We start from the raw sequence: 17,917 nt of genomic DNA on the forward strand, positions 1-17,917 counted from the left end.
GCGGCTGACATTAAGCTCAGCGATCAAGTAAAGGAAGATGTAGTGACCACGGAGAATACGGGCGTTACTGACACGGCCTATACCCAAGACGAGGTCGTCGAGATGGCCGCCGAGTTGCTTTCGCGCCGTTACGGCGGGGTTGCCGAGTTTACCCAGGTAACTGACCTAGGCGGTTCGGGCAACGCCACCGTCTTGCGCGCGCGGATGACTCCGACGGCATTTTTGCCGCACCGCTCCGTGGTCATCAAATACAACCCTTCTACCGGGCATGCGATTGATGACGCCGCGCTTCTCCGCGAGGTCGTGGCGTACCAGTTCACCACCGCTTTGGGCGAGGACGTGCGCCCGGGCCCGGTGCTTTTTGCCCATGATTTGGATCGTCGCATTTTGGTGCTTTCCGACGTTGGTGAGGGCGACACCTTGGCCGATGTTCTCACCCAAGCACAGGGCGAGGACCGCAAGGAGATCCTGCGTTCTCTGGGACGTTCTTTGGGCCAGATGCATGCGGGTACCGCAGACCGCGAGCGGGACTACGAGACGCTGCTCAACCGCATGCTGCGCCAGCACCCGGAATACGCCGAGCATCAGTCGCTGCGCGATGAATCCCTGCAGCGCTCGATCTTGATTGGCGCAGACATCCTGGCCGATGCTGGCCTGCCGGCGCCCGCAGACTTTGTGGAGCTGGCGCAACAGGCGGCAAGCTCGCTGTCCATCGGTCGCGAGCGCGCATTTACGCCTTTTGATTTGTCGCCCGATAACGTCATCGTTTCCCAAAACCTAGCCTTTTTGGATTATGAGTGGGCGGGCTATCGCAGTGTCGGCTTCGACGTCGCCTGTGTCATCGCCGGCTTCCCGCAGTTTCTTTTCGCGCGCCCGATTTCGGATGAAGAGGCCGAGATTTTCATCTCCGCCTGGCAGCGCCGCGTGGTGCAGGTATGGCCGCGTCTTGGGGACGATATCGAGCTCCACGAGCTCATCGTCGCCTCGCTCATCGGCTGGGCTTTGTCCAGTGTGACCACGATGTACGCCGGCGGTATCGAGGGCGTTGTGGCTCTTTCGGAAGGCTCCGCAGGCATCGAGCACGACGCACGCCATTCCTTGCTGCGTCCTGCAGACCAGGGTCCATTTAGCGAAGAGGAAACTCTCATCCGCCGCGACTTGTACGAGACCTTTGAGGCGTTGGCGAGGTATTCCGCCAAGTGCGGTTCCGCGGCATGCGAACCGGTAGCGCAGTTTGGCCAGACCGTAGCCAGCCGTCTGCGTGAGGGCTAGGCCATGAGCCAGGATTTTCTATTTGGTCCAGCACCCGGCGGGGCAGAGGCCTCAGCACCGCTGCCTGGCCAAGAAATCTTTGCCACCCATTCCGGCTCGCCATTGGCGGCCCGGATGCGCCCGCAGAGCCTCGATGAGGTTGTGGGTCAAGGCCACCTACTTGAAGAAGGGAAGCCCCTGCGCCGGCTCATCGAAGGCTCCGGCGAGGCTTCTGTCATCTTGTATGGCCCTCCCGGTACTGGCAAGACCACCATCGCCTCGCTGATCGCAAAATCGATTGGCCAAAACTTCGTGGGCCTATCCGCCTTGGATTCGGGAGTCAAACAGGTGCGCGAGGTCATCACCCGGGCTCGCCAAGAACTCATCCATGGCCGCCGCACTGTGCTGTTTATCGACGAGGTACATCGGTTTTCCAAGACCCAGCAGGACGCGTTGCTCGCGGCAGTGGAAAATCGCACCGTGTTGCTCGTCGCCGCGACCACGGAAAACCCTTCCTTTTCCGTGGTGGCGCCGTTGCTCTCGCGCTCGTTGTTGCTGCAGCTGCAGCCGCTAGACGACGCCTCCCTGAAAGCACTCGCCGAACGCGCCCTCACCAGCGAACGTGGCCTGGGTGGGCGCATTAGCGCAAACAACGAAGCGCTCGACCAGCTCGTGCTGCTCGCCGGCGGCGACGCCCGTCGCACGCTGACCTACCTGGAAGCCGCGGCCGAGGCCGTGGCCGACGGTGGAGAATTGACCGCCCAAGTCATCCGTGACAACGTCAACCGCGCCGTCGTGCGCTATGACCGCGACGGCGACCAGCACTACGACGTCGTCTCTGCGTTCATTAAGTCGATCCGCGGCTCGGATGTTGATGCCGCGCTGCACTACCTGGCGCGCATGATTGAGGCTGGCGAGGACCCGCGCTTTATCGCACGCCGTCTTATCGTGCATGCCTCCGAAGACATCGGCATGGCCGACCCTTCCGCGCTGCAAACCGCCGTGGCAGCAGCCGAAGCCGCGCAATTGATCGGCATGCCGGAAGCACGAATTCCGCTGGCCCAAGCCACCATCCACCTGGCCACCGCACCGAAGTCGAACGCGGTGATCCAAGCAATCAGCGCCGCGCAAGCCGACGTGCAAGCTGGGCGCATCGGTCACGTTCCGGCCCACCTGCGCGACGGCCACTACGAAGGAGCGAAAAAGCTCGGCAATGCCGTGGGGTATGTTTACCCGCATGATGACCCGCGCGGCGTCGTTAAGCAGCAGTACCTACCAGATGAATTGGAAGGCGCGCTGTACTACGAACCCACCGAACATGGTGCCGAAAAGCGCATCCATGACTACCTGGGGCGGCTGCGCAACATCATCCGCGGCAAGCGGCGCTAAAGTTTTCTCCCCCGATACCCGTGCTAGGAAGCGATACGGGTAAAGTTGAGCGCTGTTACGTACCGCTTAAACAGTGAAGGACTTTTAGCTCGTGAAGACTCATGAGATCCGGGAACGCTTTACCCAGCACTTCGTGAAAACCGGACACGAGGCGGTTCCCAGCGCGTCGCTCATTTTGGACGACCCGAACCTGCTCTTCGTCAACGCCGGCATGGTTCCGTTCAAGCCGTACTTCCTCGGCCAGCAGAACCCGCCGTTTCCCAACGGCCTGGCAACCTCGATCCAGAAATGCGTGCGCACCCTGGACATCGAAGAGGTAGGCATTACCACCCGCCACAACACCTTCTTCCAGATGGCCGGCAACTTCTCCTTCGGCCAGTACTTCAAGGAAGGCGCAATCAAAAACGCTTGGGGCCTTCTCACCGGCTCCGTCGAAGACGGCGGCTTCGGCCTCGACCCGGAGAGTCTGTGGGTTACCGTTTACTTGGACGACGATGAGGCTGCCGATATCTGGCACAACGAGATTGGCGTGCCGAAGGAGCGCATCCAGCGCCTGGGCATGGAGGATAACTACTGGTCCATGGGCATTCCTGGCCCGTGCGGTCCATGCTCCGAGATTTACTACGATCGCGGCCCGGAATACGGCGCCGAGGGCGGCCCAGTGGCCGACGACAACCGTTACATGGAGATCTGGAACCTGGTCTTCATGCAGAACGAGCGCGGTGAGGGCATCGGCAAGGGCAACTTCGAAATCCTGGGACCGCTGCCGAAGAAGAACATCGATACCGGCATGGGCATCGAGCGCGTGGCCTGCATCCTGCAGGGCGTAGACAACGTCTACGAAACCGACCTTTTGCGCCCGGTTATCGACGCCGCGGAGGAGCTTTCTGGTTCCAAATACGGCGAGGGCGCAAGCGATCAGGACAACATCCGTTTCCGCGTCATCGCGGACCACTCCCGTACCGGCATGATGCTCATCTTGGACGGCGTTACCCCGGGCAACGAAGGCCGCGGCTACATCCTGCGCCGCCTGCTGCGTCGCATCATCCGTTCCGCACGCCTGCTGGGGGCTACCGCGCCGAGCATGGAGCGCTTCATGAACACCATCATGGACACCATGACTCCGTCCTACCCGGAAATTGCGGAACACCGCGAGCGCATCCTGCGCGTTGCCATCGCGGAGGAAAAGGCCTTCCTCAAGACCTTGGAGTCGGGCACTAAGCTTTTCGACGAAGCCGTTGCAGAGCTCAAGTCCACCTCGCGTGCTGCAACCACCAAGGTGCTCTCCGGCGAGAAGGCATTCGAGCTGCACGATACCTATGGCTTCCCAATTGACCTCACCCTAGAGATGGCCCAGGAGGCCGGCCTCGAGGTCGACATGGATGGCTTCAACGACGCGATGGGAGAGCAGCGCCGCCGCGCCAAGGCCGATAACCAGGCCAAGAAGCACGGCCACGCTGACCTTTCTCTCTACCGTGAATGGGTCGATAACAACCCGACCGTCTTCACCGGTTACGAGACGCTTACTTCCGACGCCAAGATCATTGGTCTGGTTCGCGATGGCGAGAAGGTCAACGAGGTCCACGAGGGCGAGCAGGTGGAGGTCATCCTCGACCAGTCGCCGCTGTACGCCGAGGCCGGTGGACAGACCGCAGACCGCGGCCGCCTGTACGCGGGCGAGAGCCTGCTTGAGGTGGGCGACGTCCAGAAGATCGGCAAGAAGCTGTGGGTCCACAAGGCCGCCGTTACTGCCGGCGGCATCGACCTGGGTGCTTCCGTGACCGCTGAGGTTGACCAGAAGTGGCGTCACGGCGCAGTCCAGGCGCACTCGGCCACCCACCTCATCCACGCGGCGCTGCGTAAAGTGCTGGGCCCAACCGCAGTTCAGGCAGGTTCCTTGAACCGCCCGGGCTACCTGCGTTTCGACTTCAACTACACCGAACAGCTGACCCCGGCCCAGCTGGAAGAGATCGCTCTCATCACCAACCAGGCTGTCGACGCCCACTTTGCCGTCAACACCATCGAGACCTCCCTGGAGAAGGCGAAGCAGATGGGCGCCATGGCGCTGTTCGGTGAGAACTACGGCTCTGAGGTTCGCGTCGTCGAGATGGGCGGCCCCTTCTCGATCGAGCTGTGCGGCGGCACCCACGTCACCAACACGGCGGAGATCGGCCCGGTTTCCGTGCTGGGCGAGTCCTCCGTGGGCTCTGGTGCGCGCCGCATCGAGGCCTACTCTGGCCTGGACGCGTTCCGCTACTACTCAAAGGAAACCGCACTCGTGGAGGGCGTTTCCCGCGAGCTGAAGATCCAGTCCGAGGACCTTCCAGAGCGCATCGCGCAGCTGACCGAGCGCCTCAAGGCTGCTGAGAAGCAGATCGAGGACCTGCACAAGGCCCAGCTGATGTCCCAGACCGCTGAGATGGTCAACTCCGCCGTCGAGGTCAACGGCTTTAGCGTCGTGGCAACCCGCCTGCCGAACAACGTCAGCGGCGGCGACCTGCGCACCGTGGCCATCGACCTGAAGAACCGCCTCGGCGACAAGCCGGGCGTGGTTGTCCTCGCCTCCGAGAATGAGGGCGGCAAGCTGCCGTTTATCGCCGGCGTCACCAAGGCTGCCATCGAGCGCGGCATCAAGGCTGGCGACTTGGTCAAGCTGCTCGCTGGCTACATCGACGGCAAGGGCGGCGGCAAGCCAGACATGGCGCAAGGCTCCGGCTCTAACGCCGAAGGCCTTTCGGCCGCGTTCAACGCCCTGCGCGACGAACTCGAAAAGGCCTAATTCTTTCGCCGCGAATTCTCCCCGTATCTTTAAGCCAAAAGGTGCGGGGATTTTTGCGCGATAGGGGTAAACATTAGGCCTTTAAACAGCCAATAAGCTAAAACTTATGCCCCTGCGAACCATAGCCGCAAATAGTATGACTAGAATCTAAATGTCATCGTTACCGTTTTGCGACTTTTTGCGTCGCATCCAACCGCGAAGGGACATTCATAGAGCATGGCCGTACAACCCGATACTCCCGGGGTGGACGACCCGGGAAATGGGCGTCGACTAGCGCTAGATGTAGGCACCGTACGCATCGGTGTCGCGGTCTCTGACAACAACGCCAAGTTGGCGCTTCCTGTCGAGACCGTCGCTCGCGAAACCGGTTTCAAAGACCGCGATAAAGGCGATATCGACCGCATTTTGGAGCTCATTCACGAGTATCAAGCGGTAGAGGTAGTAGTAGGCCTGCCCCGCGATCTGCAGGGCAACGGCTCGAAAAGTGTCAAACACGCCAAGGAAATCGCGTTTCGCATCCGCCGCAGGCTGGGAAAAGATGTAACGATAGGGCGACCACCTGTCCGCATGGCTGACGAGCGGCTGACCACAGTCGCCGCCACGACAGCGCTGCGGGCGTCGGGGGTATCCGAGAAAAAGGGCCGCAAAGTCATCGACCAAGCAGCCGCAGTAGAAATCTTGCAATCCTGGTTGGACGCACGTAACAACGCGCTTCAAGCAGATGCAACCACCCACGAGCCTTCAACAGCAGGAGACTAGTTACGTGAGCCGAAACCAAGAACGAATCGGGCGCTCCATGGAGCCGAAGCACGTCAAGCGCCGCCAGCGCGGCCTTGCCGTGGTGGTGGCCTCCGTGGTGCTTATCATCGGCGCCCTGGGATACATCGGCTTCCGCTTGCTTGGAGGAGGCAGCAGCATGGACTATGAGGGAACCGGCAACGGCACCGTGCAGCTGGTCGAGGTCCCAGAAGGCTCGTCGATGAGCCAGCTCGGCCCGGAGCTCGTGGAAAAGAACGTGGTCAAGACCGCGGATGCTTTCTCCTCGGCGGCCAACTCCAACCCTCGCGCTGGCAGCATTCAGCCGGGCTTCTACCGCCTGCAGGAGGAGATGAATGCAAAGGCGGCGGTTTCTGCGCTGCTCGATGACAAAAACAAGGTCGATCCTTTGGACGTGCAGGGCGGAGCCACGCTTTCCGACGTTAAGGTTGTCGGCGGCGATGTTCGCTACGGCGTCTACTCGCTGATCGCGCAAGTCTCTGAGCAAGAGGGCGGCTCCGTGACCAAGGAAGAACTGGAGAAGGTCGCGGCGACCGTCGATCCGGCCGAGCTTGGCGCGCCCGAATGGGCGCTGGAGAAGATTCGCTCCCGTGGCGAGGACCCGAAGCGCCTTGAGGGTCTTATTGCTCCGGGCCAGTATGTGGTCGATCCGAACATGGACGCGCAGGCCATCTTGAAGGACTTGATTACTCGTTCTACCGAGCGCTACAACGAGACCGGCATCGTCGACCGCGCGCAGGCTATGGGCAAGACCCCATACGAGCTGCTGGTTGCAGCATCCTTGGTCGAGCGCGAGTCCCCGGCCGGCGAGTTCGGCAAGGTGGCCCGCGTCATCCTGAACCGCCTGGACGAGCCGATGCGTTTGGAGCTGGACTCCACCGTTAACTACGGCCTGCCGGACGTGGAGCTGGCGACTTCCGACGAAGCTCGCGCCGAGGTAACCCCGTGGAATACTTACGCTAAGGAGGGCCTGCCGGATACCCCGATTGCTTCTCCTTCCGTTGAAGCAATCGACGCCATGGAGCACCCGGAGGAGGGCAACTGGCTGTTCTTCGCCACAATCGACGCTGATGGCACCACCGTGTTCACCGATAACTACGACGAGCACTTGGCCAACGTCGATAAGGCCATCAACTCCGGCATTCTCGAGTCCCAGCGCGGCGGCGTGCAGGGTGGCGAGGATTCTGAAGCAAAGCCAGCCGAGTAATGCCACGCGCGGCGGTTCTAGGTCAACCCATCGACCATTCCTTGTCCCCGGTGCTGCATAACGCCGGTTATGCAGCCCTGGGGCTAGAGGACTGGGACTACACCCGCTTTGAGGTCACGGCGGCGTCGCTGCCGCGCTTTCTCGAGGAAGCGCCTGCTGATTTCCGCGGTTTCTCCGTGACCATGCCGGGCAAGTTCGCCGCCCTTTCTTGCGCCACGGAGCGCACTGAACGTGCCGAACTCATTGGCTCTGCGAATACCCTTGTACGCACCGAGCAGGGCTGGCGCGCCGACAACACCGACACCGAGGGCGTCGCCGGTGCGTTGGCGGTCCTAATGGGGGAAAAGACCGCCCGTCGCGCGCTTCTCATCGGCTCCGGCGGCACCGCCCGCCCCGCGCTTTGGGCCCTGGCGCAGCGCGGTATTACCGACGTCACCGTGCTGAACCGCTCTGACCGGCTCGCCGAGCTCGCCCCGCTTGCCGACGCCCTCGGCCTCAAGCTTTATCGCGCCACCTTCGACGATGACCTCGCCGCCCTCGCGCGCGCGGCAGAGCTCGTCGTCTCCACGGTTCCCTCCGCGGCCCTCGACGGTCACCTCTTTGACCTAGCCCACGCGCCAGTCCTCGACGTCATCTACGATCCCTGGCCCACGCCGCTCGTCTCGCATGCGGCCGCCAACGGCTACGCCACGGTGGGCGGCCACGTCATGCTCGCGCATCAAGCTTTCAGCCAATTCGAGCAATTTACCGGCCATCCCGCGCCACAAGCCGCCATGCGCGCTGCCCTCGATGCAGCCTTGAGCTAGGCTGTGGCCCCATGGGGGGAAATCTTTATATCCACGCCTGCATCGCCGCGTGGATAGTCATGCTGTGTATATTCGACATCCGCTATAAACGCCTACCCAATTGGCTTACCCTGCCCGCCTGCCTTATCTCGCTTTGTATCTTTTCCCCGGCCGGGCTCATCTGGCCGGGGCTCTACCTCGCACTCGCACTATGGCGCGGCGGGGTCGGCGGCGGCGACATTAAACTCGCCTTTCCGCTGGGCATGTGGACCGTCCACGAAGCAGGGGTGATGGGGCAGTTGCTGGCGATGATGGGGGCGTCGCTTAGCACTGCGTTATGGGGCCTTGCCCGCCGCGACGCCGCACCCCCGCACGGGCCCGGAATGCTGCTGGCTGCGGCGGCGTGTGTGATTGCGCTCTAAGTTCGACCCTAGTGCTAGCCCGCGTGTGCGCGGCGTGCGATAATAACCCGCATGCTTCGTTGGACTACCGCAGGTGAATCCCACGGCCAGGCGCTCATCGCCATGCTTGAGCACATGCCGTCCGGGGTACCAGTATTGCAGGATGACATCGCTGCCCAGCTCTCACGCCGCCGCTTAGGCTACGGCCGGGGCGCCCGCATGAAGTTCGAAGCCGACGAATTAACTCTCCTTTCTGGCATCCGCCACGGTAAGACTCTGGGCAGCCCGATTGCGATCATGATCGGCAACACCGAGTGGCCAAAGTGGACCACCATCATGTCACCACACGCGCTGGACATGTCCGACGAGGAGACCGCCAAGGCCATGGCTTCCGGCCGTGGCGCCCCGCTGACCCGCCCGCGGCCGGGCCACGCGGATTTTGCAGGCATGGTCAAATACGGCCACGACGAGGCGCGTCCGATCTTGGAGCGATCCTCAGCTCGTGAGACCGCCGCGCGCGTGGCCGCCGCCACCATCGCGCGCAACTTTCTGCGCGAGACCCTAGGCGTGGAGGTTATCTCCCACGTCATCTCCATCGGCGCCTCGGAGCCTTATGCGGGCCCCACACCGACGCACGCGGATCTCGACGCCATCGATGCTTCACCCGTGCGCGCCTTCGGCGAGGATGCGCAAGCGTCGATGATTTCGGAAATTGAGGCCGCCAAAAAGCAGGGAGATACCTTAGGCGGCATTGTCGAGGTCGTTGTCGAAGGCCTGCCCATTGGCCTGGGCTCGCACATCTCCGGCGAGGACCGCCTCGATGCCCAGCTCGCCGCTGCGCTCATGGGCATTCAGGCCATCAAGGGCGTAGAAGTAGGCGACGGCTTCGAGGAGGCCCGCCGCCGCGGCTCCGAGGCCCACGACGAAATGGTGCGGGAAGGCGCGGGCGTTACTCGCCTGAGCAACCGCGCCGGCGGCCTCGAAGGCGGCATGACCAACGGCGAGACCCTGCGTCTACGAGCTGCCATGAAGCCGATCTCCACCGTCCCGCGCGCCCTATGCACCGTGGATATGGCAACCGGCAAGGCGGCCACCGGCATCCACCAGCGTTCCGACGTGTGCGCGGTGCCCGCCGCGGGCGTGGTCGCCGAAGCCATGGTCGCCCTCGTTCTCGCGCGCGCGGTGCTAGAAAAATTTGGCGGCGATAGCGTCATGGAGACCAAGCGCAATATCGCCGCCTACAATGAGTATGTTTCCCAGCGTCTTGCTTTTGAACAGGAGTAAGTAATGACCACACCGGTTTCCGTGACTGGTAGCCCGCGTCCCCGCATTGTTCTCATCGGGCCACCTGGGGCGGGTAAGTCTTCCATCGGGCGCCGTTTAGCTCATTCCCTCAACTGCGAACACGTCGACTCCGACCAGATGATTGAACAACGCGAGGGCGCGGCCTGTGGAGAGGTCTTTTCCTCGCTGGGTGAGCCGGCCTTCCGCGAGCTGGAGGCGGAAGTGGTAAAGCAAGCGCTGTGTTCGCGCGGCGTCGTCAGCCTGGGCGGCGGGGCCGTGCTCGATGAAGGCACCCGCGACCTCCTGGACCGCCACACCGTCATTTTCCTTGACGTTTCCCCGGAGGAGGGCGTTGCGCGCACGCTTGGCGACGCCAACCGCCCCGTCCTCGCCGCCGCCGACCCCCTGGCGCACTACGCCGTGCTGCTGGAGTTGCGCAGGCCGTACTACGAGCAGGTCGCCAACTTGAAGGTCCGCACCGATAAGCGCAGCCCACAGCAGGTAGTCGGCGCCATCTTGGGCTTTATCGACACGCTTTAAGAAAAGAGTATTCATGACCACGATTCCAGTTTCAGGCCCTAGCCCTTATGAGGTCACCGTCGGCGCGGGTTTGACCGCAGCCATCGCAAACCGGCTTAGCACAACCGGCGCGGGCCAAGTGGGGATCGTGTTCCAGCCTGCCGTCGCGGCCGTCGCTCGTCAGCTTGCCGCGGAGGCTGCCGCGCGCAACGTCGTGGTTACCCTGCTGCCCATTCCCGATGCCGAGGCCGCCAAGCGCCTCGACGTCGTGGGTGGTCTGTGGGACAGCCTTGGCGAGGCAAACTTCAGTCGCCGCGACGCCATCGTGGGACTCGGAGGGGGAGCGGCCACCGATCTCGCGGGGTTCCTTGCCGCGACGTGGATGCGCGGCATTAAGGTCATCCAGGTGCCCACCACGTTGCTGGCGATGGTAGACGCCGCCGTCGGCGGCAAAACAGGCATTAACACCGCTGCCGGCAAGAACTTGGTCGGGGCATTCCACGAGCCCGATTCCGTCTTCGTGGACTTGGACCGCCTGCACACCCTGCCAGAGGATGAAATTGTCGCCGGGTCGGCGGAGATCGTCAAGACCGGTTTCATCCACGATCCAGTCATCATCTCGCGTTACCTCGCAGATCCCGCCGCCTGCCTCGACCCGCTTAGCGGTCTGCCCGAGCTTATCGAGCGCTCCATCGCGGTCAAGGCCCGCGTGGTGGGCGAGGACCTCAAAGAGGCCGGCCTGCGCGAGACCCTCAACTATGGACACACGTTCGGCCACGCCATCGAGCTGCGCGAGGACTACACCTGGCGTCACGGCCGCGCTGTGGCCGTGGGCATGATGTTCGTCGCCAACCTAGCCCACGCCCGCGGGCTTATCGACGCCGCCGTTTTGGACACCCACACCCAGATCCTGCGCTCGCTCGGCCTGCCCACCACCTACGAAGCAGGTCACTTCGACGAGCTTTACCAGGCCATGACGAGGGATAAGAAAAACCGCGGGGGTGCTATTCGTTTCGTAGCCCTCACCGGCATCGGCGAGACCACCCGCATCGAAGATGCCACCGAGGCCGAATTGCGCGCGGCCTATGCATCCATTTCCCACTAGTTCGGAGCAGACATGAAGATTTTGGTTCTCAACGGCCCCAACCTAAACCGCCTGGGCAAGCGGCAGCCGGAAGTGTATGGAACGACGAGTCTCGCGGACGTCGAAAAGCGCATGCGTGCGGCCGCAGGTGAGGCAGAGCTGGAGTTCTACCAGTCCAATCACGAAGGCGAGCTCATCGATAAGGTCCACGAGGCTGCCGACGCCGACTGGCCCGTCATCATCAACCCTGGCGGCTTTACGCATACTTCAGTCGCGCTGCGCGACGCCCTTGCTGAGGTGGCCGACGGCGCCGGCTTCGTCGAGGTGCATATCTCCAACGTGCACGCGCGCGAGCCGTTCCGCCAGCATTCTTATTTAAGCCCGATCGCGCGCGGGGTTATCGCCGGATTGGGTATCTACGGCTACGAGGCCGCACTCGGTTATTTTCTCAACGATTAGCCCCAAACCCGCGGGTGGTGGGCGTTATCATGGGTTGACCGTCAAGAAGAAAAGGATTAACGCATGACACTCGCTGATACCCGCTTTAGTGACCGCCGCCGCAAGCTCGCTGCAGAGGTAGCCGGCATGCGCATCGACGCCGTCTTGGTAACCCACCTGGTGCATGTGCGCTACCTTTCCGGCTTCTCCGGCTCCAACGGTGGCCTGCTGCTGCGCAAGGACCTCTCGGCGCTGATGGCAACCGATGGCCGCTATACCACCCAGATTGCAGAAGAAGTCCCAGACCTCGAAGCAGTCTTGGGCCGCCCGGTGGGTCCGGCGTTGCTCAGGCGCCTCGAGGGACCACTGCGCGTGGCCTTTGAGGCCGATTATGTCTCCGTATCTGAGTTCAAGGCCTTGGAAGAGGCAGCTCCTGAGGGAGTGGAGCTGGTTCCGATGAGCGGAGTCATCGAAGACATTCGCCTGGTGAAGGACCCACAGGAGCTGGAGCGCCTCGAACACATCGCGGCGCTGGCCAACGAAGCGCTGGAGGGCTTGGTTGCTGCCGGCGAGGTAGCAGTGGGGCGCACTGAGCGCCAGATCGCGGCAGACCTGGAATACCGCATGCGCAAGCTGGGTTCTGAGCGCGTGAGCTTTGATACCATCGTCGCCTCCGGCCCGAATTCCGCAAAGCCGCACCACGGCGCCGACGATCGTGTACTGGTCTCCGGCGACCTCGTCACCATCGACTTCGGCGCGCACCTGCGTGGCTTTAACTCCGATTGCACCCGTACCTTCGCGGTCGGGGAGCCGAACGAGTTCTCCCGCGAGATTTACGATATCGTCCTGCGCGCCCAAGAGGCTGGTGTCAAGGCGGCGGTGCCAGGGGCCAAGCTTGTCGACGTCGACGCTGCCTGCCGCGACATCATCACCGAGGCCGGCTACGGCGAGTACTTCGTGCACTCCACCGGCCACGGCATCGGCCTTGACGTACACGAGGGCCCGGCTGCTGCGCAAACGGGTAAGGGCGAGCTTGCCGAGGGCATGACCCTTACCATCGAGCCGGGCATCTACGTGCCGGGCAAGGGCGGAGTGCGCATCGAGGATACGCTTATCATCACCTCCGGCGCGCCGAAGATCATCACTGCATTTCCGAAGGACTTGCAGGTTCTATAATTTGGCCCTGTTATGCTGGCAAACCTGCATAAGGTATGCTGGAACACTGTTTTCACCACTATTTTTACTGGGAGTTTGATCCATGGCTGATACCACCGATTTCAAGAACGGACTCGTTCTCAAGATTGACAACAAGCTGCAGCAGATCGTCGAGTTCCAGCACGTTAAGCCGGGCAAGGGCCCTGCATTCGTGCGTACCAAACTCAAGGACGTCGTCTCCGGAAAGGTCACCGATAAGACCTTCAACGCTGGCGTCAAGGTGGAGACCGCAACGGTAGATCGTCGCGACATGACTTACCTGTACAACGATGGCCAGAATTTCGTTGTCATGGACGATAAGACCTTCGAGCAGTTCGAGCTGCCTTTCGACAAGTTCGGTGAGGCCGGCAAGTTCCTGCTGGAGAACATGCGTGTGCAGGTCTCCTTCCACGACGGCGAGGCTCTTTTCGGCGAGCTGCCTATCTCCGTTGACCTGAAGGTTGAGCACACCGAGCCAGGCCTGCAGGGCGATCGCTCCAACGGCGGCACCAAGCCAGCTACCCTCGAGACCGGCGCCGAGATCCAGGTACCGCTGTTTATTGAGATCGGCAACGTCCTCAAGATCGATACCCGCACCGGCGAGTACCTCTCCCGCGTCAACAACTAGGGCGCAACGTGTCTGAGCAAAAAGACATCAACTACAAGCGCCACACGGCGCGCTACCGCGCGCGCCGCCGCGCCGCGGACATTCTGTACGAGGCAGAAAACCGCGACGTCGATCCCGTAAGCATCATCGAGGACCGCGTCCAACTGGCCCGCGAGGACGCCAACGGCGTCGCCCCGGTTGCCGAGTACACTCAGGTCATCGTCAAGGGCGCGGCCGAAGAGCTCGACGCCATCGACGAGACCATCGAGCGTTACCTTTCTTCTGAGTGGGAGCTGCACCGTATCCCGGCCGTCGACCGCGCAATTATGCGCGTGGCCGTGTGGGAGATTCTTTTCAACGAGGATGTCCCGAACGCAACCGCACTCGTGGAGGGCGTGGAGCTAGCCTCCGAGTACTCCAATCATCAGGCACCGCCGTATATTCACGCCGTGCTTGACGACGTCATCCAAGCCCAGTCCGCAGACAACCCCATGTCAGAGGAACATTAGGCACGCCAACAAGCGCTGTTCCCCTTAAGGAGCAGCGCTTTTGCGCGTTTTTAGCAGCGCCCGCGGTGCCAAGTGACCACACCATCGATGCGGTCTAGCCTCCCGCGGCCTGGCGGGGCGTTCGGGTCGTCTTGGTTAACCCCGTTGTGGTAGCCACAGCAGGTGGTCAGATTCGCCATGTTGGTCTCGCCGCCTAAGCGCCAGGGGTGCATGTGGTGGACCTGGGCTTCATCGGCGCCGATGTTGCATTCCGGCCACGGGCACGTCGGATTTTCCGCAGCCGCCATAAGTCGCTGCTTCGAGCTGGCGTGCCTTTGTGCGCGGTATAGGTTCACCGGGCCTTCCACCGGGTGGATGAGCGTAAACAGCTCGCCGAGGCCGGCGTCGGCAAGCACGCGCTCCAGGTAATCTTTTCCAGTCATGGTGGCGCCGTTGGTCAGCCGCAGGGTGATCTCGTCGCCCGTGCCGTGCAGGACGTCGATAAACTCCGGCAGGCGCACGATGACGTTGGTGCGCGGCGTCGGGCGCTGTGCAGCCTTCACGCCGCCGTAGAGAAGGCCGGCCAGTTGCTCCACAGGCTTGGACTTATCCAAGCGCGCCCACAAGTCCGCAATCATGTCGCTGGGGCCGGTAATGGCGAGCGTCCACGCTTTGCGACGTCGATACAACCGCGCCCCAGCACGCGGCCCCCGTGCCGGCCTGCGGGTCAGCCGGCGCGCCTGCTTTTCGATGTCGCTGGCGGGCGCCTGCAGCGCGCAGAGTTTCTCGCGCAGCCGCCACGCTTCGGCCTGGTTGGCCGCCTTGGCGGCGTAGCGTTCGATGATTTTTAGCACCGGCAGACTGTGCGTGGACTCGCGGGCCGTGCGCTGTTTGGCGCTAAATTTGGTCGGACCGAAGTAGGTGTGCGCCAAGCGGGCGAGCATGCGGGCCTCGGTATCCGGGGCGCCGAGGGCTTCTAATCGCGCGGCAGACATGCCTTGGGCCCCGGCGATGATATCCATGCCGGGGCGCAGTGCGTCAAGGTATGCCTGAAGAGTCATGCCTTAAACGCTAGGAGCGCTAGTCACCCGAGTGCTAGCCCTAACTTCTTTTTCGGGCTAAATCTGTGGATAACTCATCGTAAGCTCGCTATAGCAGCGAGGAGAGGAATTCCTTGGTTCGCGGGTGCTGCGGATCATCGATGACCTGCTGCGGAGTGCCAGATTCGATGACTTGGCCGCCGTCCATGAAGAAAATCTTGTCGGCGACTTCTCGGGCAAATCCCATCTCGTGGGTGACCACCAGCATGGTCATTCCACCCGCAGCGAGTTCCTTCATCACGCGTAATACCTCGCCGACGAGTTCGGGATCGAGTGCGGAGGTCGGCTCGTCGAAAAGCATCAGCTTCGGCTCCATCGCCACCGCCCGCGCGATGGCTACGCGCTGTTGCTGGCCGCCCGAAAGCTGCACCGGATAGGCATCCGCCTTGTGCGCAAGGCCTACCTGTTCGAGCAGCTCCATCGCGCGTTTCTTTGCCTTTTCCACCGGCTGCTTTTTCACGTTCACCGGCGCCTCAATGATGTTTTCGAGCACCGTCCGGTGGGCGAAAAGGTTAAATTGCTGGAACACCATGCCGATATCGGTGCGCTGGGCGGCGGCCTGCTTTTCCGTAATCTCGTAGAGGACTCCGTCGCGCTCGCGGTAACCAATCAGGTCCCCGTCGACGTATAGTCGGCCCGCCGTGACCTTTTCTAGGTGATTGCAGCAGCGCAAAAACGTCGACTTGCCCGAGCCTGAAGGCCCCAACAGGCAGGCGACCTCGCCCGGCATGACGTCGAGAGTAATACCTTTCAACACTTCCAAACTGCCGAAGGACTTGTGCACATTTTGTGCGGAAATCATTGGCGTAGCCATTAGTTATTTACCTCCGGGATGACGGAAACGTTACGGGGGATTGTGCCCTCGGCGTCGGCAAGCGCTGCTAGCTGACGCCCGGTGAGCTCACGCGTGGCACCGCGTTCGAAGCGGCGCTCCAAGAAGTACTGGGCCACCATCAGCAAGGAGGTGATCACCAGGTACCACGTGGCCGCGACCATAAGCAGCGGGATGGGTTCGAAGAGAGCGGCGGAGATATCGGTGGCGCGGCCGAAAATCTCGTAGGTATAGGGCACCGCAACCACGAGCGAGGAGGTCTTGAGCAAGGAGATGAACTCGTTGCCCGTCGGCGGGATGATAATGCGCATCGCCTGCGGAAGCACAGTGCGGCGCATGGTCATCCACCAGCCCATGCCCAGAGCCTTGGAGGCTTCTTTCTGGCCTTCCGGCACTGCAGAAATGCCGGAGCGGACGATTTCTGCCATGTAGGCCGCCTCGTTCAAGCCGAGACCCAGCACGGACAGCAGGAAGGCGTTGGTCAACACTCCCGAGAGCGAAATCTCGGTGAATCTGAGGTTGATGGATTGATAGAGCGCGGATAAAAGGCCCCAGAACACCAGCTGCACGTAGACCGGGGTGCCGCGGAAGATCCATAAAAATAGCCAGGCGACGCCGCGCAAAACCGGGTTGGGGGACATGCGCATCACCGCGAGCACCGCGCCACCGACGACGCCGATGAGCATCGCGAGGATGGTAATGGCCAGGGTATGCAGGGATGCGGCCCCGATGCGCTTGTCAAAGAGGTACTGGAAGTAGGTATCCCAGCCAAATGCCTCGTTGCGCGCGGAGGCGATGACAAACCAGAGCCCTAGAAGGACGAGGATAGTGGCAAAGACCCAGCGCCATGGGTGACGCAGGGGACGAGCCTGAATTTCTTGCGGCTGCGCGGCCGGAGTTGTCTTAGTCATTGACTGGCCTTTCGTTAATCATTGCCTGGTCCACGAGGCCCTCAGAGATGCCCCAGCGGCTCAAAATCTTTTCGTATTCGCCTGTTTCGATGAGGTAGTCCAGTGCCGCAGCGGCAGCAGGACCGAGCTCGGAGTCTTTCGGCACCGCCAACCCATAAGGTGCGGCGTCAAACATGTCACCGACCATGCGCATCTTGCCCTCTGAGCGGTTGACTGCCCAGGATGAGACAGGCGAGTCGGCGGACATTGCGTCCGCGCGGCCCATCAACACGGCAAGCGCCGCGTTGTCGCTGGTGTCATAGGACAGAATGCGCAGGTCGCCGCCGCAGGCATCGCGTTTCGGATTAAGGTCGTCGGTTTCCGAGACCGTGGTGCGCTGGACCGCGACGGTAAGCCCACACGGGTTTTCCGGGTCTACGTCTTTGATGCCCTCGGTGCGCTCGGCCCATTGGATGCCGGCATAGAGGTGGTCGACGAAGTCGAAGTTTTTGCGGCGTTCCTCGTTATCGGTAAATCCGGAGGCGCCGATGTCGATTTGCCCGGATTGCACCGCGGGCAGGATGAGCGAGAAATCCTGTTCGACGGGCTGGAACTCGAGCCCCAGGACGTCGGCAATAGCGTTGGTGATGTCCATCTCAACGCCGACGAGCGCACCATCGGAGTCCTTGAACTCGAAGGGAGCAAACGGCGGGTTGGTGCCCGCCGTGAGCACGCCATCGTTGTCGTGGTACATCGCCGCGATTTCCGGAACCATCTCGATGTCAGGTGCTTGCCAGCCCTCAGGCATGGAGGATTCCTCGTTGGTGACGCATCCCGTCGCTAGGACGGTGCAACTTAGTACCACGGCTGTGGTGGCGATTTTTCTTTTCAT

18 protein-coding genes are annotated in these 17,917 nt (G+C 62.1%); 14 read left to right on the plus strand and 4 right to left on the minus strand.

What is annotated here, in order from left to right; all coding sequences use genetic code 11:
* The first annotated feature begins 102 nt into the window (after nt 1–102).
* The 14 genes from WM42_RS12580 (at nt 103) to nusB (ending at nt 14,224) form a co-directional block, all read left to right on the plus strand.
* A complete protein-coding gene (locus WM42_RS12580) occupies nt 103–1,272 on the plus strand; it encodes a phosphotransferase family protein (protein ID WP_062039521.1) in 1,170 nt (389 codons plus the stop codon).
* Nucleotides 1,273–1,275: 3 nt separating this feature from the next.
* Entirely contained in the window at nt 1,276–2,640 is a 1,365-nt protein-coding gene (locus tag WM42_RS12585) for a replication-associated recombination protein A (RefSeq protein WP_062038854.1), read from the plus strand.
* 91 nt (nt 2,641–2,731) lie between these two features.
* A complete protein-coding gene (gene alaS / locus WM42_RS12590) occupies nt 2,732–5,419 on the plus strand; it encodes an alanine--tRNA ligase (RefSeq protein WP_062038857.1) in 2,688 nt (895 codons plus the stop codon).
* Between the two features lie 216 nt (nt 5,420–5,635).
* A complete protein-coding gene (gene ruvX, locus WM42_RS12595; protein WP_062038860.1) occupies nt 5,636–6,178 on the plus strand; it encodes a Holliday junction resolvase RuvX in 543 nt (180 codons plus the stop codon).
* A gap of 37 nt (nt 6,179–6,215) precedes the next feature.
* The gene (gene mltG, locus WM42_RS12600; protein WP_062038863.1) at nt 6,216–7,403 is read left to right on the plus strand and encodes an endolytic transglycosylase MltG; all 1,188 of its coding nucleotides are present in this window, start codon (nt 6,216–6,218) and stop codon (nt 7,401–7,403) included.
* Nucleotides 7,403–8,209: a shikimate dehydrogenase gene (locus WM42_RS12605; protein WP_062038866.1), complete on the plus strand. Its 807-nt coding sequence runs from the start codon at nt 7,403–7,405 to the stop codon at nt 8,207–8,209. Before mltG ends, WM42_RS12605 begins: the two co-directional genes overlap by 1 nt.
* Nucleotides 8,210–8,220: 11 nt before the next feature.
* Entirely contained in the window at nt 8,221–8,610 is a 390-nt protein-coding gene (locus WM42_RS12610) for a prepilin peptidase (protein ID WP_062038869.1), read from the plus strand.
* A gap of 51 nt (nt 8,611–8,661) precedes the next feature.
* On the plus strand, nt 8,662–9,873 hold the full coding sequence (gene aroC, locus WM42_RS12615) for a chorismate synthase (protein ID WP_062038872.1): 1,212 nt from the start codon (nt 8,662–8,664) through the stop codon (nt 9,871–9,873).
* Between the two features lie 3 nt (nt 9,874–9,876).
* Nucleotides 9,877–10,413, plus strand: a complete 537-nt coding sequence (locus tag WM42_RS12620; protein WP_062038875.1) for a shikimate kinase — start codon at nt 9,877–9,879, stop codon at nt 10,411–10,413.
* Between the two features lie 13 nt (nt 10,414–10,426).
* A complete protein-coding gene (aroB, locus tag WM42_RS12625; protein ID WP_062038877.1) occupies nt 10,427–11,497 on the plus strand; it encodes a 3-dehydroquinate synthase in 1,071 nt (356 codons plus the stop codon).
* A gap of 12 nt (nt 11,498–11,509) precedes the next feature.
* The gene (gene aroQ / locus WM42_RS12630) at nt 11,510–11,935 is read left to right on the plus strand and encodes a type II 3-dehydroquinate dehydratase (RefSeq protein WP_062038880.1); all 426 of its coding nucleotides are present in this window, start codon (nt 11,510–11,512) and stop codon (nt 11,933–11,935) included.
* Nucleotides 11,936–11,998: 63 nt separating this feature from the next.
* The gene (locus WM42_RS12635) at nt 11,999–13,090 is read left to right on the plus strand and encodes a M24 family metallopeptidase (RefSeq protein ID WP_062038883.1); all 1,092 of its coding nucleotides are present in this window, start codon (nt 11,999–12,001) and stop codon (nt 13,088–13,090) included.
* An 82-nt stretch (nt 13,091–13,172) separates the two neighbouring features.
* Nucleotides 13,173–13,736: an elongation factor P gene (efp, locus tag WM42_RS12640; protein WP_062038886.1), complete on the plus strand. Its 564-nt coding sequence runs from the start codon at nt 13,173–13,175 to the stop codon at nt 13,734–13,736.
* 8 nt (nt 13,737–13,744) lie between these two features.
* Complete coding sequence (gene nusB, locus WM42_RS12645) at nt 13,745–14,224, plus strand: transcription antitermination factor NusB (RefSeq protein WP_062038889.1); 480 nt, start codon at nt 13,745–13,747, stop codon at nt 14,222–14,224.
* 50 nt (nt 14,225–14,274) lie between these two features.
* Here the strand turns inward: nusB and WM42_RS12650 are convergent, their stop codons facing one another.
* The 4 genes from WM42_RS12650 to WM42_RS12665 all read right to left on the minus strand — a co-directional run bounded on the left by WM42_RS12650 (nt 14,275) and on the right by WM42_RS12665 (nt 17,917).
* A complete protein-coding gene (locus WM42_RS12650; RefSeq protein WP_062038892.1) occupies nt 14,275–15,264 on the minus strand; it encodes an HNH endonuclease signature motif containing protein in 990 nt (329 codons plus the stop codon).
* Nucleotides 15,265–15,352: 88 nt separating this feature from the next.
* Nucleotides 15,353–16,117: an amino acid ABC transporter ATP-binding protein gene (locus WM42_RS12655; protein ID WP_062038895.1), complete on the minus strand. Its 765-nt coding sequence runs from the start codon at nt 16,115–16,117 to the stop codon at nt 15,353–15,355.
* Nucleotides 16,117–17,046 (minus strand): amino acid ABC transporter permease, encoded by a 930-nt coding sequence (locus WM42_RS12660; protein WP_062038898.1) that lies wholly within the window; start codon nt 17,044–17,046, stop codon nt 16,117–16,119. The genes WM42_RS12655 and WM42_RS12660 overlap by 1 nt, the downstream gene beginning before the upstream one ends.
* Entirely contained in the window at nt 17,039–17,917 is an 879-nt protein-coding gene (locus WM42_RS12665) for an ABC transporter substrate-binding protein (protein ID WP_062038901.1), read from the minus strand. The genes WM42_RS12660 and WM42_RS12665 overlap by 8 nt, the downstream gene beginning before the upstream one ends.

This window comes from Corynebacterium simulans (assembly GCF_001586215.1).
GTDB classification, from domain to species: Bacteria; Actinomycetota; Actinomycetes; order Mycobacteriales; family Mycobacteriaceae; genus Corynebacterium; species Corynebacterium simulans.